At 58.9% G+C, this 18618-nt stretch carries 19 protein-coding genes and 1 tRNA gene; 9 read left to right on the top strand and 11 right to left on the bottom strand.

What is annotated here, in order from left to right; translation table 11 throughout:
* Positions 1–61 precede the first annotated feature (61 nt).
* A complete protein-coding gene (gene gabP, locus ACK6BI_RS06265) occupies positions 62–1453 on the bottom strand; it encodes a GABA permease (RefSeq protein WP_065257720.1) in 1392 nt (463 codons plus the stop codon).
* 552 nt (positions 1454–2005) lie between these two features.
* Here gabP and ACK6BI_RS06270 point away from each other — a divergent pair.
* From ACK6BI_RS06270 to ACK6BI_RS06300, 7 genes are all read left to right on the top strand, one after another.
* Positions 2006–2779, top strand: coding sequence for an ABC transporter ATP-binding protein (locus tag ACK6BI_RS06270; RefSeq protein ID WP_065257721.1), 774 nt, complete (start codon positions 2006–2008; stop codon positions 2777–2779).
* A 13-nt stretch (positions 2780–2792) separates the two neighbouring features.
* Positions 2793–3542 (top strand): ABC transporter substrate-binding protein, encoded by a 750-nt coding sequence (locus tag ACK6BI_RS06275; protein WP_065257722.1) that lies wholly within the window; start codon positions 2793–2795, stop codon positions 3540–3542.
* 78 nt (positions 3543–3620) lie between these two features.
* Positions 3621–4316 (top strand): ABC transporter permease, encoded by a 696-nt coding sequence (locus ACK6BI_RS06280; protein ID WP_409316371.1) that lies wholly within the window; start codon positions 3621–3623, stop codon positions 4314–4316.
* A complete protein-coding gene (locus tag ACK6BI_RS06285; RefSeq protein WP_409316372.1) occupies positions 4313–5002 on the top strand; it encodes an ABC transporter permease in 690 nt (229 codons plus the stop codon). Before ACK6BI_RS06280 ends, ACK6BI_RS06285 begins: the two co-directional genes overlap by 4 nt.
* Positions 4983–6218, top strand: a complete 1236-nt coding sequence (locus ACK6BI_RS06290) for a methyltransferase (RefSeq protein WP_409316373.1) — start codon at positions 4983–4985, stop codon at positions 6216–6218. The genes ACK6BI_RS06285 and ACK6BI_RS06290 overlap by 20 nt, the downstream gene beginning before the upstream one ends.
* A 344-nt stretch (positions 6219–6562) precedes the next feature.
* On the top strand, positions 6563–7378 hold the full coding sequence (locus ACK6BI_RS06295) for an FkbM family methyltransferase (protein ID WP_409316374.1): 816 nt from the start codon (positions 6563–6565) through the stop codon (positions 7376–7378).
* Between the two features lie 76 nt (positions 7379–7454).
* Positions 7455–7530: transfer RNA gene (locus tag ACK6BI_RS06300), tRNA-Thr, on the top strand.
* 100 nt (positions 7531–7630) lie between these two features.
* Here the strand turns inward: ACK6BI_RS06300 and ACK6BI_RS06305 are convergent.
* The gene (locus ACK6BI_RS06305; RefSeq protein ID WP_409316375.1) at positions 7631–8341 is read right to left on the bottom strand and encodes an SDR family NAD(P)-dependent oxidoreductase; all 711 of its coding nucleotides are present in this window, start codon (positions 8339–8341) and stop codon (positions 7631–7633) included.
* 50 nt (positions 8342–8391) lie between these two features.
* A complete protein-coding gene (locus ACK6BI_RS06310; protein WP_065257763.1) occupies positions 8392–8610 on the bottom strand; it encodes a 4-oxalocrotonate tautomerase family protein in 219 nt (72 codons plus the stop codon).
* 346 nt (positions 8611–8956) lie between these two features.
* Here ACK6BI_RS06310 and ACK6BI_RS06315 point away from each other — a divergent pair, with 346 nt between their 5' ends.
* On the top strand, positions 8957–9883 hold the full coding sequence (locus tag ACK6BI_RS06315; RefSeq protein ID WP_409316376.1) for a LysR family transcriptional regulator: 927 nt from the start codon (positions 8957–8959) through the stop codon (positions 9881–9883).
* Here ACK6BI_RS06315 and ACK6BI_RS06320 read toward each other — a convergent pair.
* From ACK6BI_RS06320 to ACK6BI_RS06345, 6 genes are all read right to left on the bottom strand, one after another.
* Positions 9800–10117 (bottom strand): AzlD domain-containing protein, encoded by a 318-nt coding sequence (locus ACK6BI_RS06320; RefSeq protein WP_007952614.1) that lies wholly within the window; start codon positions 10115–10117, stop codon positions 9800–9802. The genes ACK6BI_RS06315 and ACK6BI_RS06320 overlap by 84 nt on opposite strands.
* Positions 10096–10812 carry an AzlC family ABC transporter permease gene (locus ACK6BI_RS06325; protein ID WP_409316377.1) on the bottom strand — a complete coding sequence of 239 codons (717 nt, stop codon included), beginning with the start codon at positions 10810–10812 and terminating at the stop codon, positions 10096–10098. The genes ACK6BI_RS06320 and ACK6BI_RS06325 overlap by 22 nt, the downstream gene beginning before the upstream one ends.
* Positions 10809–11186 (bottom strand): GNAT family N-acetyltransferase, encoded by a 378-nt coding sequence (locus ACK6BI_RS06330; RefSeq protein ID WP_065257799.1) that lies wholly within the window; start codon positions 11184–11186, stop codon positions 10809–10811. Before ACK6BI_RS06330 ends, ACK6BI_RS06325 begins: the two co-directional genes overlap by 4 nt.
* 79 nt (positions 11187–11265) lie before the next feature.
* Positions 11266–12012, bottom strand: coding sequence for a 2OG-Fe dioxygenase family protein (locus tag ACK6BI_RS06335; protein WP_409316378.1), 747 nt, complete (start codon positions 12010–12012; stop codon positions 11266–11268).
* A gap of 231 nt (positions 12013–12243) precedes the next feature.
* On the bottom strand, positions 12244–13530 hold the full coding sequence (locus ACK6BI_RS06340; RefSeq protein ID WP_409316379.1) for an OprD family porin: 1287 nt from the start codon (positions 13528–13530) through the stop codon (positions 12244–12246).
* A 299-nt stretch (positions 13531–13829) separates the two neighbouring features.
* Positions 13830–14498, bottom strand: coding sequence for a DsbA family protein (locus tag ACK6BI_RS06345; protein WP_409316380.1), 669 nt, complete (start codon positions 14496–14498; stop codon positions 13830–13832).
* A gap of 254 nt (positions 14499–14752) precedes the next feature.
* Between ACK6BI_RS06345 and ACK6BI_RS06350 the strand changes: the two genes are divergently transcribed.
* Complete coding sequence (locus ACK6BI_RS06350) at positions 14753–16840, top strand: TonB-dependent receptor (protein WP_409316381.1); 2088 nt, start codon at positions 14753–14755, stop codon at positions 16838–16840.
* 64 nt (positions 16841–16904) lie between these two features.
* Here ACK6BI_RS06350 and ACK6BI_RS06355 read toward each other — a convergent pair whose 3' ends face one another.
* Positions 16905–17117: a hypothetical protein gene (locus ACK6BI_RS06355; RefSeq protein WP_065257771.1), complete on the bottom strand. Its 213-nt coding sequence runs from the start codon at positions 17115–17117 to the stop codon at positions 16905–16907.
* Between the two features lie 245 nt (positions 17118–17362).
* A complete protein-coding gene (gene aguA, locus ACK6BI_RS06360) occupies positions 17363–18469 on the bottom strand; it encodes an agmatine deiminase (protein WP_409316382.1) in 1107 nt (368 codons plus the stop codon).
* Positions 18470–18618: the final 149 nt, after the last annotated feature.

Raw genomic sequence — 18618 nt, forward strand, 5'->3', positions numbered from 1 at the left:
CATTAACAAAACGGCCGCTTGTCATCGCTGACAGCGGCCGTTTTGCATGACGCGATACGAATCAGTTCAGCACCACCGCACCACGGTTTTCAGCCTTCCGACGACGCGCCACGAGCAGGCCGGTCGCGACAACCAACAGGCTCAGCAGGCCGGTCGCGAGGATTTCCACACGATGGGCTTCCTGGAACAGCATGATGGTCAGGGCAGCCACGATGAAAACGATCACCGCATAGGTCAGGCCCGGGAACAGCCACATGCTGAAGACGATTTTTTCGCCGCGAGCCATGCGTTGTTTACGCATGCGCAGTTGCGAAATCGCGATCACCAGATACACCAGCAGCGCGATGGCGCCGGAGCTGGCCAGCAGGAATTCGAACACCGCAGCCGGAGCCACGTAGTTGGCGAAGGTGCACAGGAAAGCCGCGCCAGTGGACAGCATCACCGCCCAGTAAGGGGTGCCGCTCTTGTTGGTGCGGGTCGACATGGCCGGCGCATCGCCACGCTTGCCGAGGGAGAACAGCATGCGCGAAGAGGTGTAGAGCGCCGAGTTAAGGCAGCTGGTCACCGCTACAAGAACCACGATATCGACGATCATCTTGGCATTAGGGATACCCATGCGCTCCAGCACGGTCTGATAGGAACCGAGGTTGGCCAGTGCAGGATCGTTCCAGGGCACCAGGGCCACGACGATGAAGATCGACACGAGGTAGAACAGACCGATCCGCCAGATCACCGAGTTGGTGGCCTTGGAAATCTGCTTGCCGGGGTTCTTCGATTCCGCAGCCGCAATGGTCACGATCTCGGTACCCATGAAGGAGAACATGGTGGTCAGGATCGCGCCCAGCACCGCGCCCAGGCCGTTTGGCAGGAAACCCTGAGTGTCGAAGATGTGCGAAACACCGCTGACCTGGCTGTTCGGCAAGAAACCGAAAATGGCCGCGATGCCGAGGATGATGAAGCCGATGATCGCCACGACTTTGAGCAGGGCGAACCAGAATTCGAACTCACCGTAGTTTTTCACGCTGAACAGGTTGGTCACGGTCAGCAGCAGGGTGATCACCAAGGCGAAGGCCCAGATTTCCACACCCGGGAACCAGGCGTGCAGAATGGTCGCGGCGGCGTTGGCCTCCAGCGGGATCACCAGCACCCAGAACCACCAGTACAACCAGCCGATGGTGAAACCAGCCCAATGGCCGATGGCGCGGTCGGCGTAAGTCGAGAAGGAGCCGGTATCCGGCGAAGCGACAGCCATTTCGCCGAGCATGCGCATGACCAGCACAACCAGCATGCCTGCAGCAGCATAGGCCAGAAGCACGGCCGGGCCGGCGGCAGCGATGGCGTGGCCGGAGCCGACGAACAGACCTGCACCGATCACCCCGGCGATCGACAGCATGGTCACATGACGCGATTTGAGGCCCTGTTCGAGGCCATTGGAGCTTGGGGTACTGCTCATTGAAACTACCTTTGCAAGGAAAGCGATTGCGTCCGGCCCGTCTGGCGTTCCTTCTCGTAAAAAGAATCCAACGGGGCGTTCCGGATTCTGCACGCAATAATTGCGCCAAAATGTTTCAAACTCTTCTGGCCTGCGGTTTTCAGCTAGACCGGACAGTCATCGCAAGTCCTTGAGAATACTGGCCTTTCGCCAAAGCGTTACCCTGCGACCCACTTTTCAGACGAATGAGCGCACCAGAAACACACTGAAAAAGTACGCGACGCACAATAAAAGGGCGAATAAGGAACGTTCGGCCGGATAGCGCTTCCAAGACCCCGCCAAAGGTGGCAACATCGCGCCTTTTTTTACGCGACACCCACGGGTATCAAGGTTCAAACACCCGTTCGGTTGTTGACGGGGCGACAGTCTGCTGCGCCGATGCGACAACCTGCCACACGCCATCCGTTTACCGCTCGTAGCGCTGTTGGCTGCCATTGAAACGCTATGCTAGCTTGGCCGCCTCGCCAGGAAGGCCACCCGACAGCTGGAGCGCAACATATATGAGGAACGCACATGGCTGAGGCCACGCCCGCGCTTGAAATCCGCAACCTGCACAAACGCTACGGACAGCTGGAGGTGCTCAAAGGCATCTCGCTGACCGCCCGCGACGGCGATGTGATCTCGATCCTCGGTTCCTCCGGTTCCGGCAAGTCCACGTTCCTGCGCTGCATCAACCTGTTGGAAAACCCGCATCAGGGCCAGATCCTGGTCGCCGGCGAAGAACTCAAGCTCAAGGCCGCCAAGAACGGCGAGCTGGTTGCCGCCGATGGCAAGCAGATCAACCGCCTGCGCTCCGAGATTGGTTTTGTGTTTCAAAACTTTAATCTTTGGCCGCACATGAGTGTGCTCGACAACATCATCGAAGCCCCACGCCGCGTGCTGGGCCAGAGCAAGGCCGAAGCCATCGAAGTCGCCGAGGCCCTGCTGGCCAAGGTCGGCATCGCCGACAAGCGCCATGCCTATCCAGCCGAGCTGTCGGGCGGCCAGCAACAGCGTGCGGCGATTGCCCGCACGCTGGCGATGCAGCCCAAGGTGATCCTGTTCGACGAGCCCACCTCCGCCCTTGACCCGGAAATGGTCCAGGAAGTACTTAATGTCATCCGCGCATTGGCCGAAGAAGGCCGCACCATGCTGCTCGTGACCCACGAAATGGGGTTTGCCCGTCAGGTGTCCAGTGAAGTGGTGTTCCTCCACCAGGGCCTGGTCGAAGAGCAAGGATCGCCACAGCAGGTGTTCGAAAACCCGCTTTCGGCACGCTGCAAACAATTCATGTCCAGCAACCGCTAACGGAGCTACCCGCATGCAGAACTACAAAAAGGTCTTCCTGGCCGCCGCCGTCTCCCTGGCGTTCAGCGCCGGTGCCATGGCCGAGACCCTGAAGATGGGCATCGAGGCCGCTTACCCGCCGTTCAACAACAAAGATGCCAGCGGCCAGGTTGTCGGGTTCGACAAAGACATCGGCGACGCCCTGTGCGCCAAGATGAAAGTCGAATGCAGCGTCGTGACCTCCGACTGGGACGGCATCATCCCGGCCCTGAACGCCAAGAAGTTCGACTTTCTGATTTCCTCCCTGTCGATCACCGACGAACGCAAGGGCGCGGTGGACTTCACCGACCCGTACTACTCCAACAAACTGCAGTTCATCGCGCCGAAAAACGTCGACTTCAAGACCGACAAGGACGCGCTCAAAGGCAAGATCATCGGTACGCAACGCGCGACCCTGGCCGGCACCTGGCTTGAAGACACTTACGGTAGCGATATCGAAGTCAAACTGTATGACACCCAGGAAAACGCCTACCTGGACCTGACCTCCGGTCGCGTCGACGCCATCCTCGCCGACAAGTACGCCAACTATGACTGGCTGAAAACCGACGCCGGCAAGAACTACGAGTTCAAGGGCGACCCGGTCGTGGAAAGCGACAAGATCGGCATCGCCGTGCGCAAGGGCGACCCGCTGCGCGAGAAGCTGAATGCCGCATTGAAGGAAATCGTCGCCGACGGTACCTACAAGAAGATCAACGACAAGTATTTCCCGTTCAGCATCTACTGATCCTGACGTGCGGGAGCTGCGCCGTGATCCGACGGCGCGGGCTCCCGGCCTTGCCTGCCGCGATTTGAAAAGAAATCCATGATTATCGACCTCTACGGATTCGGCCCGGCGCTCGCCGCCGGCGCGCTGATGACCGTCAAACTGGCACTCACGGCTCTGTGCCTCGGGCTGGTGCTCGGCCTGCTCGGCGCCCTGGCCAAGACTTCCCCGTACAAGCCGCTGCAATGGCTTGGCGGCACGTATTCGACCCTGGTACGCGGCGTCCCGGAATTGCTCTGGGTACTGTTGATCTACTTCGGTACGGTCAACGCCATGCGCGCACTCGGAGAATTCTTCGGCAACCCCGAACTGGAACTCAGCGCCTTCGCCGCCGGCGTCATCGCGCTGGGCCTGTGCTTCGGCGCCTATGCCACGGAAGTGTTCCGTGGCGCGATCCTCGCCATTCCCAAGGGTCATCGTGAGGCCGGCGTGGCCCTGGGCCTGTCGAAATGGCGGATCTTCACAAAATTGATCATGCCGCAGATGTGGCGCATCGCCCTCCCCGGTCTGGGTAACCTGTTCATGATCCTGATGAAGGACACCGCGCTGGTGTCGGTTATCGGCCTGGAAGAAATCATGCGTCACGCGCAGATTGGCGTGACCGTATCCAAACAGCCGTTCACCTTTTATATGGTCGCCGCCCTCATGTACCTGTGCCTGACGGTACTGGCGATGACCGGCATGCACTTGCTGGAAAAACGCGCCGCACGTGGTTTCGCGAGGAGCGCTCAATGAACTGGGAAGTGATCATCAAGTGGCTGCCCAAACTGGCTCAGGGCGCGACGCTGACCCTGGAACTGGTGGCCATCGCCGTCATCGCCGGTCTGCTGCTGGCCATCCCGCTGGGCATCGCCCGCTCTTCGAAGCTGTGGTATGTCCGCGCGCTGCCCTATGCCTACATCTTCTTTTTCCGTGGTACGCCGCTGCTGGTTCAGCTTTTCCTGGTCTATTACGGCCTGGCGCAGTTCGACGCGGTGCGTAACAGCTCGCTGTGGCCGTACCTGCGCGATCCGTTCTGGTGCGCGACCGCGACCATGACCCTGCACACCGCCGCCTATATTGCAGAGATCCTGCGCGGTGCGATCCAGGCGATTCCGCCGGGTGAAATCGAAGCGGCGCGAGCGTTGGGCATGTCCCGACCGAAAGCGCTCTTCTACATCATCCTGCCCCGTGCCGCGCGCATCGGCCTGCCGGCCTACAGCAACGAAGTGATCCTGATGCTCAAGGCCAGCGCCCTGGCCAGCACGGTGACGCTGCTGGAGCTGACCGGCATGGCCCGCACGATCATTGCCCGCACTTACCTGCCGGTGGAGATCTTCTTCGCGGCCGGCTTGTTCTACCTGGTGATGTCCTACGTACTGGTTCGCGGTTTCAAACTGCTGGAACGCTGGCTGCGCGTCGATGCGTGCCAGGGACGCTGACGCTTCTTACGTGCTGACGGGCGAGGCCTTACTCGCCCGTTTCACGGCACTGGATACATTTCTCACAGCGCATCAGGCGCTGTGGAAACCCCGCCCGTTCACTCATCTGTATTTGCCTTGGGAAACGTCCTGCCCGGAGCTGGCTTCGTGGCTACGTGGACGCTCGCTGGAGGATGCGGAAAACGCCCACAACAACCCTGCCGAACTTTTGGATGCGCCGGAGCCGTTTGCTTCATTGGCAGCGTTGTCGATTGAACTGAGTGCGGTGGGTGAATTGCCTGCGCATGATCTGGATATTGCTGGCCATCGCCTGAATGTCGATGTACCGGGGCGAAAATGGCAACAGATCGAGGCGTTCGCCAGCCGCCTGTCGTTCGCCTCGCAACCCAGGCACTGGCTGGATTGGTGTTCGGGTAAAGGCCATTTGGGGCGACGTCTGCTCGGCGCTGGGCAGCAACTCACTTGTCTGGAATATGACCCGACGCTGGTCAGCAGCGGGCAGGCGCTGAGTCAGCGTCATCACCTGCAGGCGCGGCATATCGAGCAGGATGTGCTTGCAGCCGACACGGCTTTATTACTGAACAGCGAACACACACCCATCGCCTTGCACGCTTGCGGTGACTTGCATGTGCGGTTGATGCAACTGGCCAGCGCCGCAGGCTGCAAACAGTTGGCCATCGCACCGTGTTGCTATAACCGGATCAGTCGCACGGAATATCAGGCGTTGTCCTGCGCCGGTTCGCGATCAACCCTGCAGCTTTCGCTGGAAGATCTATCGCTGCCAATGAGCGAAACTGTCACCGCCGGTGCCCGCGTCCGACGCCAGCGTGACACTTCAATGGCCCGCCGGCTGGCTTTCGATCTGTTGCAACGGCAAGTGCGCGGCGTCGACAAATACCTGCCGACTCCCTCCTTGCCGAGTGCATGGCTGGAAAAACCGTTCGCCGACTTCTGCCGCGATCTGGCGGCGCTGAAAGAGTTATCCACAATCGGCGAGCAAGATTGGCCGGCGCTGGAAATCGCCGGTTGGAAGAGGTTGGCCGAAGTTCGCAACCTGGAATTGCTGCGCGGATTGTTCCGACGACCACTGGAGCTTTGGCTGAATCTAGATCGGGCAATTTTTCTCACCGAGCAGGGATACGTCGTACGCCTCGGCACCTTCTGCGAGGCGCCGCTCACACCGCGTAACTTCCTGCTGCTGGCCGAACGCGCTTAAATCTTTACAGCCTGTGGATAACTCTGTTGATGATTTCCTCATGGATCCAATATCCACGGCTGTTTCAAGCCATCAGCTGCGCTGGTCATTTTTTGTTCACATGAATAAAAAACCGGTAAAACAGGGGTTTGCACTTCAAATGAGAACCCGTCCACAAAATTCAGCCTGAGCCGGTCTGCTTAGAAGCCCGTTGTGCATAAGCCTCCAAGCAAAAGGACATAACTGCCGAATCGCGGACGCAGGGAACGGGAAATTGCACCCGCCAGCCACCCTTGCTATACAGGCTCACACCGTGCCGGCGGGGCACGGAATAACAAAAAGAAACCGATCGACAGGGAGCCACCGTGACGTTCATCTCTTATGCACAGAATTTCGAAGACATCCGCCTGTGGCGCGCCCTCAAGTGCTTTGAGAACGGCTTTTACATCGACGTCGGCGCCAACGACCCGACACACGACTCGGTCACCAAGGCGTTCTATGATCACGGCTGGAGCGGCATCAACATCGAGCCGATGCAGAACTACCACGACGCCCTGCGCCAGCAACGTCCCCGCGACACGACCCTGCAATGCGTGGCCAGCGACCATCCGGGCGAAATGACGTTCTATGGCATCCCCGGTACAGGCCTTTCGACCGCCGACCCGGTCGTCGCTCGGGAACGCAAAGACCTCGGCATGGACGTAAGAAGCCTTACCGTCAGCGCTCGCACGCTGACCTCGATCTGCGAGGAGCACGCCGGCGACCGCCCCATCCACTTTTTGAAAATCGACGTTGAAGGTCACGAAGAAACCGTGCTGCGCGGCATGGACTTCAGCCGCTTCCGCCCATGGATCATCCTCATCGAAACCCCATGGCAGCGCGACCACACCTGGGAACACCTGGTGACCGACGCCGGCTACACCAACGTCCTGTTCGACGGCCTCAACAGCTTCTTCCTCGCCAGCGAGCACATGGATCTCAAACCCGCATTCGACCTGCCACCGTGCAACCTCGACAACTTCCAGTTGTGCAAAGGCCACAACCTCTCCCACCCGGTAGACCCTGCACTGGAGGCCGCCCTGCAACGCGCCGAAGACGCCGAAGCCCGCCTGCGCGCCATGCAAAACAGCCGCGCCTGGCGAGCTGTTCAAAAACTGCGCAGCGTCCTGCGCCGGGCTTGATTCGCAGAGGGCGCAAAAATAGTCAGAATTCAGGGGTTTACAGAACCCGCGCAGTCGCTATAATCGTCGCCCACACGCCGGTATAGCTCAGATGGTAGAGCAACTGACTTGTAATCAGTAGGTCCCGGGTTCGATTCCTGGTGCCGGCACCATACAAAGCGAAGCCCCTGCAGAAATGCAGGGGCTTTGTTGTTTCTGCGGGCTCGATTTCAAGAGCCCCTGTCTCGCAAGGGCGCTGTTCAACAACATCAATCAGTGCCCGGCACTCTGCCCACCATCCACATGCAGAATCTCGCCAGTCACAAAGTTCGCGCTATCGAGATACACCACCGCCTGCGCAATATCGTCGACCTCGCCCATATGTCCGACCGGATGCAGCGCGCCCAGTGCCGCTTGGGTTTCCTCGCCGTGCATCGGCGTCTTGATGATGCCTGGCGATACTGCGTTCACCCGAATCCCGCGTTTTGCGTATTCAATGGCCAGGGATTTGGTGGCGGCGTTCAGGCCACCCTTGGTCAGTGAAGCGAGGACTGAGGGCACGCCATCGACCGCGTGATCGGTCAGGCTGGTGGTGATGTTGACTACGTGGCCCTTGCCCTGTTTTTCCATTTCCGCAATTGCCAATTGGGTGATGTGGAAGAAGCCATTGAGGTTGACCGACAGCACCGTGGCGTAGTCATCCGGGGTGTAGGCAGTGAACGGTTTGGCGACGAAGATACCGGCGTTGTTGACCAGGGTGTCGATCCGGCCGAAGCGTGCCACGCCCTCGCTGATCACGCGCCGAGCAGTGGCCGGGTCGCCGATGTCGCCGGCGATGGTCAGGATCTGCGGGTCGTTCGACGGTTTGATCGAGCGCGAAGTAGCGACGATGTTGTAGCCCAGTTCACGGAAGGCCTTGACCATGCCCTCACCCAGACCTTGGGAGGCGCCAGTGATAACGACGGTTTTTTTCGAGTGGCTCATGATGAAATCCTCAACAGATTGATGGGTGATCGACTAGACAACGAGCGCAGTCAGGACTGATTCCGCTCCGCCAGTTGCCGGCGGTATTCGGTGGTGGTGATGCCGGCGTAGCCCCAGTTATCGGTGTCGACTTCTTCGATCACGATGTGGGTCAGGTCCGGGCGTTTGTTGAGGACGCGTTCCAGGGTTTCAGTGATTTCGGCGATCACCTGAGCTTTCTGCTCACGGGTAACACCGTCGCGGGTGATGCGTACGCTGACAAATGGCATGACGACTACTCCAGTGACCTGCCCTCGGGATGATGGTCAGGTGTTGGAGCTCAATTTAGGTGTGCGCCAGGAAGGGAAAAAGTAGGGGTGGGGTACTTCATTTGTGAGGTGGCGTAATGAATTGGCATCGCTGACGCACCCAAACCGTGCACTTTTTTTGACCCCAATCACTCTAGCGTCACCCAAAAACCCGATCCTGTGTCAGCCTCCAGCCATCGGCGGGGACATCAATTCGCTACTAATTGCGCGACAACTATGCTCAGGTACAGGAATATAGCCGGCAAATGGAGCCGTTCGGGCCGTCACGTACACAACAATACCCAGCCCACTTCAGAGGGCATTACCCATGGATAGCAGAACCTTACGCAACCTCATGCGCATCGTGCAGACCGGCTCGTTGTCGGCCGCAGCCGAGCATTCGTGCCTGACTGTGCAGGCCCTGGCCGCGCAGTTGAACAAGGTCGAAGAACAGTTCGGCTTCCGCTTGTTTCGCCGTTCCAACAAGGGCCTGACGCTGACGCCGCAAGGCACCGAGCTGACGCCTTACATGGATCGGGTGCTGATAGCCACGCGGCAGATGGAAGAGAAAGTCGAGGCGTTGAAGGTGCCGGGACAGCGCACGTTGAAAGTGGCGTTGAACACCACGCTGGACCCGGATTTCAACCGGCGACTGATCGGACGCCTGATCGATGTGTTCCCCGACTACCAGATGGAATTCAGCTACGCCGAGTCGATGGAAAATCTCAGCAAGCTGAAGAACGAGGACTTCGACCTCGCAGTGCTGATCGGTCCGCAGCGTCCAGGTCTGCCGAGCATTGTCCTGCCGGACGTGCAGGTACAGGTGGTCGGTGCTCATTGCGGTCAGGAGAACGATCCGCTGACATTGCTGGGCAACAAGTTTCAGGTGCGTCCTGCAGAAGATTGTCCATATTCCCACAGCTTTTTGCGTTTTCTCGACGCCGGGCTGGGCAATCACGAAAACAGTCAGCGGACGATTTATTCCTGCAGCGAAACACTGACCCTGTCGCTGATCACGCAGATGGACGCCGTCGGCATGGTCTCGCGCGAAGCCGCGCAGAAGAACGGTCTGACGATTTTCCCCGGGTTCGAGGATTTCCTCGAAGTTCGCCTGGCGGTGAACAATCCGGATCTGTCTGGCAAGGCCCTGAACGAGGTTGTCGATCTGCCCCTACATGAACGAGCCGAGCGCAATGTACGCGGCCGTCCCAACCGCCACACTGAGAAAGAGGTTTTTGCTGAAATACGCACATAACAACGTCGGAATCGCTGCATAGAATTCCGGGCGATCGAGCTGTATGTGCTGATCCTTGATCAACAAGGGTGTCAGGCTGATCGCAGCGACGATCGCCACCGGCAGGTATTCCAGCGCCCGGGCGACGAAGGGCGGCCAGTGCTCGGTGTTGACCTGCAGCGGCAGAGCCCGGGGCAGGAAGGTCACGGCCATCATCAGCGCGACCACCAGAATCAGGAACGTCTGGTCAGGCATACACCCACTCCGCAGCCCACAAACGTGGCGATGAAAACGTTGAATGGCGAAGTGCCGACCAGGCTCAGCGCGCCCATGCAGGCCACAGCGGCCAGGGCGGCGATGAGTTTGTTGCGGGTATTGCACAGCGAGACCAGCACATAGAGCATCATCGCGGTCAGCGCGTAGTCGAGCTGGTATTTGATCAGATGCGATGCGTACTGCGCACACAGGGCGCCGAGCAATCCGCCGATCACCCAGGAGGTGTGGCAGAACAGGTTGAAGCCGATCAGATAACGGATGTTCACCGGTGCGCCAGTGCCGAGCTTGACGCTGTGGAAGGCGAACGACTCATCGGTCAGGCCGCCGGCGTAGCACCAGCGCTCCATGCGGCTCAGGCCCAGCGCCCGCAGGGCCTTGGCCATGTAGACCGACATCAGCATGTGCCGTGCGTTGATCAGAAAGGTAGTCAGCACGATGGTGGTCAGCGACGCCCCGCTGCTGATCAGCGCCAGCGCGGCGAATTGCGAAGCCCCGGCATACACGAACAGACACATGGCCACCGGCAGCCACAGCGGCAGCCCGGCGTTGACCGCCATCAGCCCGAACACGAACGACACGGTGAAATAACCGGCCACCACCGGGCTGGCTTCGGCAAACGTGCGCGACGGCTGATGTTCGACCATCAGCGGCGCACTGCCGGATGTTTCATTCATAGATCCCTCTCAAATGTCCGTTCGCCGTGAGGCTCGCAAAAACCCTGGGCAGCCCAGAAACGCTTGCCCGCGAGGTTAGCATCATCGACGAACAGGAACATCCGCAGCACACCGACCCGTTTCATGTCGGCCGACGCCGCTTCCACAAGACGTTGACCCACGCCCTGACTGCGAAAGCGCAAGCTGACCGCCAGATGGTTGATGGTGCCGCGACTGCCGAGCATGCCGCCCAGTACCGCACCGACGATCTCGCCTTCGACATCGAGGGCGAGATAGGCCGTGGTGGTTTTCTGGATGAGCACACCGCGCAGGCATTTGGCGTCCTGCCATTCACAGAATGACACTTCGTCGAACTGGCGGAAGAAACGCTCCATGCGCTGCGCGTCCTTGGCCGTCGCGCGCCGCAGCACCACCGGCGTCGAGCATTCGACGCCGTCTATTTGGGTGATCTGATTAGCGAACAATGTCGAAAGCGGTCCCGGGCCGCGAGAAGGAAATCGCCAGAATCTGCCGATACGCCATGGCATGGGAATGGGTATTGCGCGCCGGTGTCACGTAGTGGCGCATGTCGCGGTCGAGGAAGTAAGTGGTGTCGAGAATTTCCTGGTAGGTGGTCGACGCCAGTTGCTGCTCGTGAATGTCGTACAGGCGGCTTTCAGCACCCTCGACGTTATTGCGGCCCCAGAAGTGCACACCGCTGAACGGGTAACCGTCGCAGTGAATGCCCTCCGGCGTGATTTCCAGTTGTTTGCCGGGCTTGATCTCGATGCGGATCTGGTGGATCTGGCATTGCCAGATTTCATCGTGCAACTCTTCCGGTAGCACGTTTTTGTACACTTCGAAATCGGTGTCGATCAGGCTGCGCATCACCGGCGAGCCGATGACTTCGTCCGAGAAGTCCTGGAAGTGCCGCACCACGCCGCCCACATAGCTGTTGTTGGCCTTGGACTGCACGTACGCACGATGTTCCAGCTGTTTGAGTTCGCGTGTCTTGGGGTTGTATTCGAAGTCGCTGTAGCGACGGTAACGCATGCCGGCATCGGCCTGACCGTAGTAGTTGTCAGGCTCCATGTTTTCCCAACTTTTGGTCAGTCTGACGAAGTCGGCGAAATGACCGTAGAGATTGAAGTCAGCACCCTGCACATTGGCGTACTTGTCGCGCCGTAGCGATTCGCCCACTTCTCTGGTTAAAACGATCATTACCAAATTCTCCGCTGCATTGAGCGGCCTAATCTATTAGGTGGAGAATTTGCGTCCATGAGAAAGAATTTCAGGCATTTAAAGCGCTGTTTGAAGCGCGATTTGAAACGGCCTGAAAGTGCATTTCAAATGACAAAAACGCGGGTTTTTATACTTTTTTCAGAAAAACTGTCAAAAAAAAACCCCGAACCAATCGGGGTTTTTATCGCGTTTCGCGGGTTCAGCCGATCATCAGAAAACGTTGATAGGGTAATCCACGAACACACGCACTTCGTTGCCGCTGACGTTGTACTCACTGGATTTCTGCGATACACGCAGGATCGAGCTGCGCAGTTTCACGCTCAGGTCCTTGGCCGGGCCGCTCTGCACGACGTACTTGAACTGGTTGAAGATCTCGCGCTCGGTGCCGCCTTCGCTGGTGGACGTGGTGATGTTGTCGCCACGCACGTAAGCGAAGTTGTAGCTCAGACCCGGTACGCCGAATGCACCGAAGTCCAGGCCGTAGCCCAGTTGCCAGCTGCGCTCGTCTTCAGCGTTGAAGTCCGACCAGTAGGAGTTGGCCAGGTAGATGGTGTTGCCACCGTCACCTACGCGACCCTGACCTTTCTGGTAGCCGCCGTAGGCATAACCCAGGTTGCTGTCGCCGGTGGAACGCTGGTGCGCCACGGTGAACGAGTGCGGGCCGGTGGCGAAGGTCGCTGCCAGGCTCCAGATCTTGTTGTCGTCGCCGGTCACACCGTTTTCGCGGACGTAGGAGTTGTCCAGCTTGGTGCGATAACCGTTGAAGTCCAGGGTCAGGGACTGATCCTTGTCGATCGGGAACACGTAATTGGCGTTCACGTATTGCTTCTTCAGCACGTCTTCGACATCGGAAGCGTACAGCGCAGCCTTGAACTGCTCAGTGAACTGGTAGCTGCCGCCCAACACGTTGATCGACTTCAGACCACCGCTGTCACGGCCTTCAGCGCTTTTGCGCGATTCGGCGGTGAAACGACCGGCATCCAGTTGCAGGCCCTTGATCTCTTTGGAAGTGATCAGGGTACCGGTGTAGCTTTCCGGCAGCAGACGCGAGTTGTCGTAGTTCAGCACCGGCAGGGACGGCATCTGGTCGCCATATGTCAGGGTGGTGCTGGACAGACGGAATTTGACCGCTGCGCCGCCCTTGGACAGGTCGTCCGCCGGTTTGCCGCTGTCGCCCTTCTTGAAGAAGTCGATACCACCTGCACCGCTGCGATCTTCGCTGCGCTCCAGGTTCAGTGCGTACAGACCGAATGCGTCCACACCCACACCGACGGTGCCCTGGGTGAAGCCGGAGGAGAACGTACCGATGGCCGCCTGGCCCCACTCGGATTTGTCCTTTTTGCCGTCTTTGTAATCACGATTGATGTAGGCATTGCGCAACAGCACTTTGAGGCTGCTGTCTTCAACAAAACCCTTGGACTCGGCCTGGTCGTTAGCCATGGCCTGAGTGGCGCTCAACATCCCCAATGCGATCAGACTGATCCGCTTGTTCAACATTTTGTTTTCCTTATTACGGGTTGAAACGCGCTGTGTCGAACGGCTGAAACGGCGCTTGATGCACTCTTTTATTCACCCCGAAACAAAAAGACCCGCTCAAGACAATGTCATGGCGGGCCTGCTCCTGATTTTGTGTCATGGCGGTTAGCCACAGGCGTTGGGCCGAATCGTAGCCGCGCCCTGAACAATGTGTCAATTTCAAGAATCGTCTTTAAATAGGCAAAAATCGTCTAATAAAAGTAAATTTTTCGATGACTGCGTGCAGGGAAACGCCAGTAATAAGTGATTTTGATGCCCTGTCACACGCAACCGTCGAGGCCACAGACCGGCAAGGCTTGCGCGTCGGGAACCGACGGAATCGACTCGCTCAACCATTGTGCAAACGCCTGCGGTTTGCCGAGCCACGGACCGATATCGATCAGGGTGAACTGGCCGTCCTGTTCCAGCGCAAAGGTCGGAAAGCCCTGGCCACCGAGTTTCGCCAACAAAGCTCGGCTGTTCTTTATATGTTGATCGGTGTCGGTTGCCTGCAGTGTCTTGCGGAAAGTGTCCGCCTCGTAGCCCAGTGCTACCGCGCATTCCACCAGCACGGCCTCATCGGCAATTCGCCGGCCTTCTACATAGTGTGCGGTTTGCAAACGACCCAGCAGTTCCAGGCCACGCCCATCGATGTTTTCTGCTGCCATGACTGCGGCAATCGGTGGCGCGGAATCAAATACCGCCGTGTGATCACGCAACAGGCCTTCGAAATAGGCTTCGCCAAATGGCTGCCCGGTGTACTCGGCAATGCGTCGGTCGTGGGGCATCACGTAATTGCGCAGTTGCGGTGAAACGCTCTGACGGTTGGCACCGGTCATCATGCCGCCCGCGTGGGCGATCACCGGCAGCACTTGTTGTGCGGCCTGGACCAAAGGTTTGGCGCCGTAGCACCAGCCGCACAGAGGGTCGTAAATGTAGTGAAGGATCATCTGAAAACTCCGGGAAATCGTTGGCAGCCACGTTAGTCCCTCGGCGGTTGCGGAAAAACGCCGGAATGGCTTTCAGTCTGTTTCGCCAATCGGTCGAATATCGTTGCTGTCAGTCTGTGACAGTCTTGAAACAGACCAGAAACAAAATGACACAATCAAACCGCGGAACTTTTCCAGAATAATTAACGGAAGCAAATGCAAAGCATTACCATTCGCGCGCTCGAATTCTTCCACCCTTTCGGATGCGCTTTTCAATGCCTGCCCCGTTCCGTCTCACGCCCGTCACGCTTGGGCTTTCTGCCTTTTTGTCCTCCGGTTTCGCTTACTCCGCGACCGAGCTTCCCGCCACGTCGATCAGCGTCGAGTCGCAGATCGATGATCCGCGTGTGAAGGTCAGCAGCACCGCGACCCGTACCTCCACCCCGGTACGCTATGTGCCCCAGGCGATTGATTCGATCAAGACCGTCAACGTCGCGGATTACGGCATCAATGACATCGAAGACGCCCTGAGCGGGATTCCCAACGTCAGCGGCGGAGGCGACACACGCTTCGACAGCCTGCGCATCCGTGGTTTCGACGCCAGCAATGACTTTTATCTGGACGGCATACGCGACGACAGCCAATACAAGCGCGATCTGCACAACATCGAACGCGTAGAAGTGCTCAAGGGCCCCGCGGCCGTGCTGTATGGCCGCGGCAGCCAGGGTGGGATCGTCAACCGTGTCAGCAAGGCACCCGAGGCCGGTCGCCGCTCGACCATCGAGGCCCAGGGCGGCAGCGAAGACCTGCGCAGTCTGTACGCCGACCTCAGCGCCGACCCGAGCGAGAACATCAGCCTGCGCCTGAACATGGGCAACATGGACGAGAACAGCTTCCGCGACGGCGTCAGCGGCAACCGCAAACTGTTCGCACCGTCGATAAGCTGGCAACTGACCCCTGACCTGAACTGGCTGGTGCAATACGAATACAGCCGCTACAACCGCACCCCGGATCGCGGCATTCCCGGAATTGGCGGGCGCCCGGCCGACGTCGGTCGGGGCACGACTTACGGCAACGATCACGACTTCATCGACGACAAGACGCAATCCCTGCGATCCCGACTCAGTTATGAACTCAATGACAATTGGCAGCTGCGCCACACCCTCGGCGTGTTCAAGCTCGACAGCGATTTCGACAACACCTACCTCACCGGCTTCGACGCGAAAACCAACAAGGTCACCCGCCAGCACTGGCAACAGGACCTGACCACCCGCAACGTCTACAACAACGTCGAACTGGAAGGCGGATTCGACACCTTCGGCCTTGAGCATCGTCTGCTGACCGGGATCGAAACCGGCAGCCAGCGCCGCGACCCGAGGCTGTACAACGCGGCTACCGGCCGGGGCACTCAGCCGGTGCCGTCGCTTGATCTATACAATCCGGATCGCAACCAGCGCCACACCGGGCGCATGCAGGTGTCGAGCAGCAGCCATACCGAAGTCGAAAGCCGTGCGATCTATGTTCAGGATCAACTGCGCCTGAACGATCAATGGCAACTGCTGGCCGGCCTGCGCTACGACACCTTTGACATCGAGTCGACCAACAAGCTGCGCAATATCTCTGAAGACCGCGACAGCCACAGCACCAGCCCGCGTTTCGGCGTGGTCTGGACACCACTGCAGAACCATTCGTTTTACGCATCGTGGACCAAGACGTTTTCGCCGGTCGGCGGCGGTCTGATCGGTATCACCCCAGGTGCGGCCGGCAACACCAACGACCTGAGCCCGGAGCTGACCAAGCAGAAGGAAATCGGGGTCAAGAGCGACTGGCTCGACGATCGCCTGAGCACCACCCTGGCGATCTATGAGCTGGAGCTCTACAACCGTCGCACCACCGATCCGAACGACCCGACCCTGACCGTACTCAGTGGCCTGCAACGCTCGCGCGGGATCGAACTGACCGGCACCGGCAAGATCGTCGGCAATTGGTACATGCGCGGTGGTGTCGGCGTACAGGACGCGACCATCGAGAAGGACAACAACGGTCTGGAGGGCAAACGCGTCAACAACGTGGCCAAACACAACGGCAGCCTGTTCCTGACCTGGAAACCGGAAATGGGCTGGTACGGCGAAACCGGCCTGACCCTGGTCGGCCAGCGTTACGCCGACAACGCCAACACCACGGTGTTACCGGGTTACGGTCGCTGGGACGCGCTGGTCGGTTACCGCCACAAGGACTGGGACCTGCGTGCGGCGCTGAACAACATCACCGACCGCGAGTATTACGCCTCGGCCACCAGCGCCTTTCAGATCCAGCCTGGCGCGCCGCGCAGCCTGGTCATGACGGGCACTTACAGCTTCTGATTCGCGCCCATAAAAAAAGCGCTGCCATCCCGGCAGCGCTTTTTACAATCCTTGTCTGTTCTTCTTATCCTTCCATCACATCCCAAAGTGCGTCCAGTTCGGCCTCGCTGAACAGGCCAGCGGGGTAACGCTCGATCATCATCCGGCGCGGATCAGGTTCCCTGATCTGACGCGTTCCATTGGACTTCAACCAGTGCGCGACAATCTGGAGCGACTCACTATTTACAGCCATGGGATGCAACGTCCGCTCGCTGATTACGTTCACTTCGGCGTTCATGTCAGCGCTCTCTCCCCGTTCGTGAGCGGCTAAGTTATCCAAGGTTTATGACAGAACTGTTGAAGTTCTCCCCCCTCCCTAGTGCGTCGTGATCGATACAAGAGCTATGCCAACGTAATGAAATTGTCGACCAGCGGACATAAAGAAACCCGCAGTCCTGACGGGCTGCGGGTTTCTCTTCAAGCATGGGCAACAAATGACTGCCCGGTCGTTTTTCCAATCAACTCAAGCTGTTACATCCGCACTCACTCTTTGTGCGCAGCAGGTTGCTGTTGGGTAAGGCAGTGAATGTTGCCGCCACCCAGTAACAGTTCGCGGCCTGGCACCATCACCACTTCGTGCTGCGGGAACAGCTTCTGCAGGATCTCCCGGGCCGGAGCGTCCATCGGGTCGTCGAAGCTTGGCGCGATGATGCCACCGTTGACGATCAGGAAGTTCACGTAGGAACCGGCCAGACGCACGCTCGGGTTGCGCTCCTGAGTGCCGTCCACCGGGTCCACGCCCGCGCATTCTTCTTCGGTGGCAAACAAGGGTCCCGGAATCGGCATCTTGTGCACTGTGAACGGGCGGCCCTTGGCGTCGGTGCTGCTTTCCAGCACCTTCATCGCAGCCTGGCAGCGCGGGTAGTTCGGATCCTGCCGATCGTCGGTCCACGCCAGCAGCACTTCACCCGGACGCACGTAGCAGCAGAAGTTGTCTACGTGACCATCGGTTTCGTCGTTGAACAGACCGTCCGGCAGCCAGATGACCTTGTCCACCGACAGGTTGTCACGCAATACCGCCTCGATTTCTTCGCGGTTCAGGTGCGGGTTACGATTGCGGTTGAGCAGGCATTCCTCGGTGGTGATCACAGTGCCTTCACCATCGACATGAATCGAACCACCTTCCAGTACGAAGCCTTCGGTGCGGTAACGCGGGCTGCGTTCGATCTCGAGAATCTTGCCGCCAACCTGGGAGTCGCGGTTCCACGGCGAATACAGACCGCCGTCGAAACCGCCCCAGGCGTTGAAATCCCAGTTCACACCGCGCACTTCGCCGCTGTGGTTGATCACGAAAGTCGGGCCGCTGTCGCGAACCCAGGCGTCATCGCTGGACATCTCGACCACGCGGATATTCGGTACGTCGAGACGTGCACGAGCGTTTTCGTACTGGCTGGCGGACACCGCAACGGTCACCGGTTCGAAACGTGCAATAGCCTTGGCCACCGCAGCGTGGGCGGCCTGCGCCGGCTTGCCGCCCAGACGCCAGTTGTCCGGACGCTCGGGCCAGATCATCCAGGTCTGGGTGTGCGGCGCCCACTCGGCCGGCATGTAGAAGCCATCGGCGCGTGGGGTACTTTTCAAGGTGGTCATGTCGAATCAGGACTCCAGGGAACGGTCGAGGTTGTTCAACGCGCCGAACAGGATTGAACGACGGACGATGACGACTTTATAAGCGATAAATATCGACTTTAAAAGCTAAAAGCAAATGACAGCTTTTGTTTTTACCGATTAATGCCGAT

The organism is Pseudomonas sp. KCJK9016 (assembly GCF_046231795.1).
GTDB lineage: Bacteria > Pseudomonadota > Gammaproteobacteria > Pseudomonadales > Pseudomonadaceae > Aquipseudomonas > Aquipseudomonas bananamidigenes.

What these genes read in the sequence shown, in the direction of transcription:
- gabP (WP_065257720.1), bottom strand. Translation starts at nt 1,453, where the DNA reads ATGAGCAGTACCCCAAGCTCCAATGGCCTCGAACAGGGCCTCAAATCG.
- ACK6BI_RS06270 (WP_065257721.1), top strand. Translation starts at nt 2,006, where the DNA reads ATGGCTGAGGCCACGCCCGCGCTTGAAATCCGCAACCTGCACAAACGC.
- ACK6BI_RS06275 (WP_065257722.1), top strand. Translation starts at nt 2,793, where the DNA reads ATGCAGAACTACAAAAAGGTCTTCCTGGCCGCCGCCGTCTCCCTGGCG.
- ACK6BI_RS06280 (WP_409316371.1), top strand. Translation starts at nt 3,621, where the DNA reads ATGATTATCGACCTCTACGGATTCGGCCCGGCGCTCGCCGCCGGCGCG.
- ACK6BI_RS06285 (WP_409316372.1), top strand. Translation starts at nt 4,313, where the DNA reads ATGAACTGGGAAGTGATCATCAAGTGGCTGCCCAAACTGGCTCAGGGC.
- ACK6BI_RS06290 (WP_409316373.1), top strand. Translation starts at nt 4,983, where the DNA reads ATGCGTGCCAGGGACGCTGACGCTTCTTACGTGCTGACGGGCGAGGCC.
- ACK6BI_RS06305 (WP_409316375.1), bottom strand. Translation starts at nt 8,341, where the DNA reads ATGAGCCACTCGAAAAAAACCGTCGTTATCACTGGCGCCTCCCAAGGT.
- ACK6BI_RS06310 (WP_065257763.1), bottom strand. Translation starts at nt 8,610, where the DNA reads ATGCCATTTGTCAGCGTACGCATCACCCGCGACGGTGTTACCCGTGAG.
- ACK6BI_RS06315 (WP_409316376.1), top strand. Translation starts at nt 8,957, where the DNA reads ATGGATAGCAGAACCTTACGCAACCTCATGCGCATCGTGCAGACCGGC.
- ACK6BI_RS06320 (WP_007952614.1), bottom strand. Translation starts at nt 10,117, where the DNA reads ATGCCTGACCAGACGTTCCTGATTCTGGTGGTCGCGCTGATGATGGCC.
- ACK6BI_RS06325 (WP_409316377.1), bottom strand. Translation starts at nt 10,812, where the DNA reads ATGAATGAAACATCCGGCAGTGCGCCGCTGATGGTCGAACATCAGCCG.
- ACK6BI_RS06330 (WP_065257799.1), bottom strand. Translation starts at nt 11,186, where the DNA reads ATGGAGCGTTTCTTCCGCCAGTTCGACGAAGTGTCATTCTGTGAATGG.
- ACK6BI_RS06335 (WP_409316378.1), bottom strand. Translation starts at nt 12,012, where the DNA reads ATGATCGTTTTAACCAGAGAAGTGGGCGAATCGCTACGGCGCGACAAG.
- ACK6BI_RS06340 (WP_409316379.1), bottom strand. Translation starts at nt 13,530, where the DNA reads ATGTTGAACAAGCGGATCAGTCTGATCGCATTGGGGATGTTGAGCGCC.
- ACK6BI_RS06345 (WP_409316380.1), bottom strand. Translation starts at nt 14,498, where the DNA reads ATGATCCTTCACTACATTTACGACCCTCTGTGCGGCTGGTGCTACGGC.
- ACK6BI_RS06350 (WP_409316381.1), top strand. Translation starts at nt 14,753, where the DNA reads ATGCCTGCCCCGTTCCGTCTCACGCCCGTCACGCTTGGGCTTTCTGCC.
- ACK6BI_RS06355 (WP_065257771.1), bottom strand. Translation starts at nt 17,117, where the DNA reads ATGAACGCCGAAGTGAACGTAATCAGCGAGCGGACGTTGCATCCCATG.
- aguA (WP_409316382.1), bottom strand. Translation starts at nt 18,469, where the DNA reads ATGACCACCTTGAAAAGTACCCCACGCGCCGATGGCTTCTACATGCCG.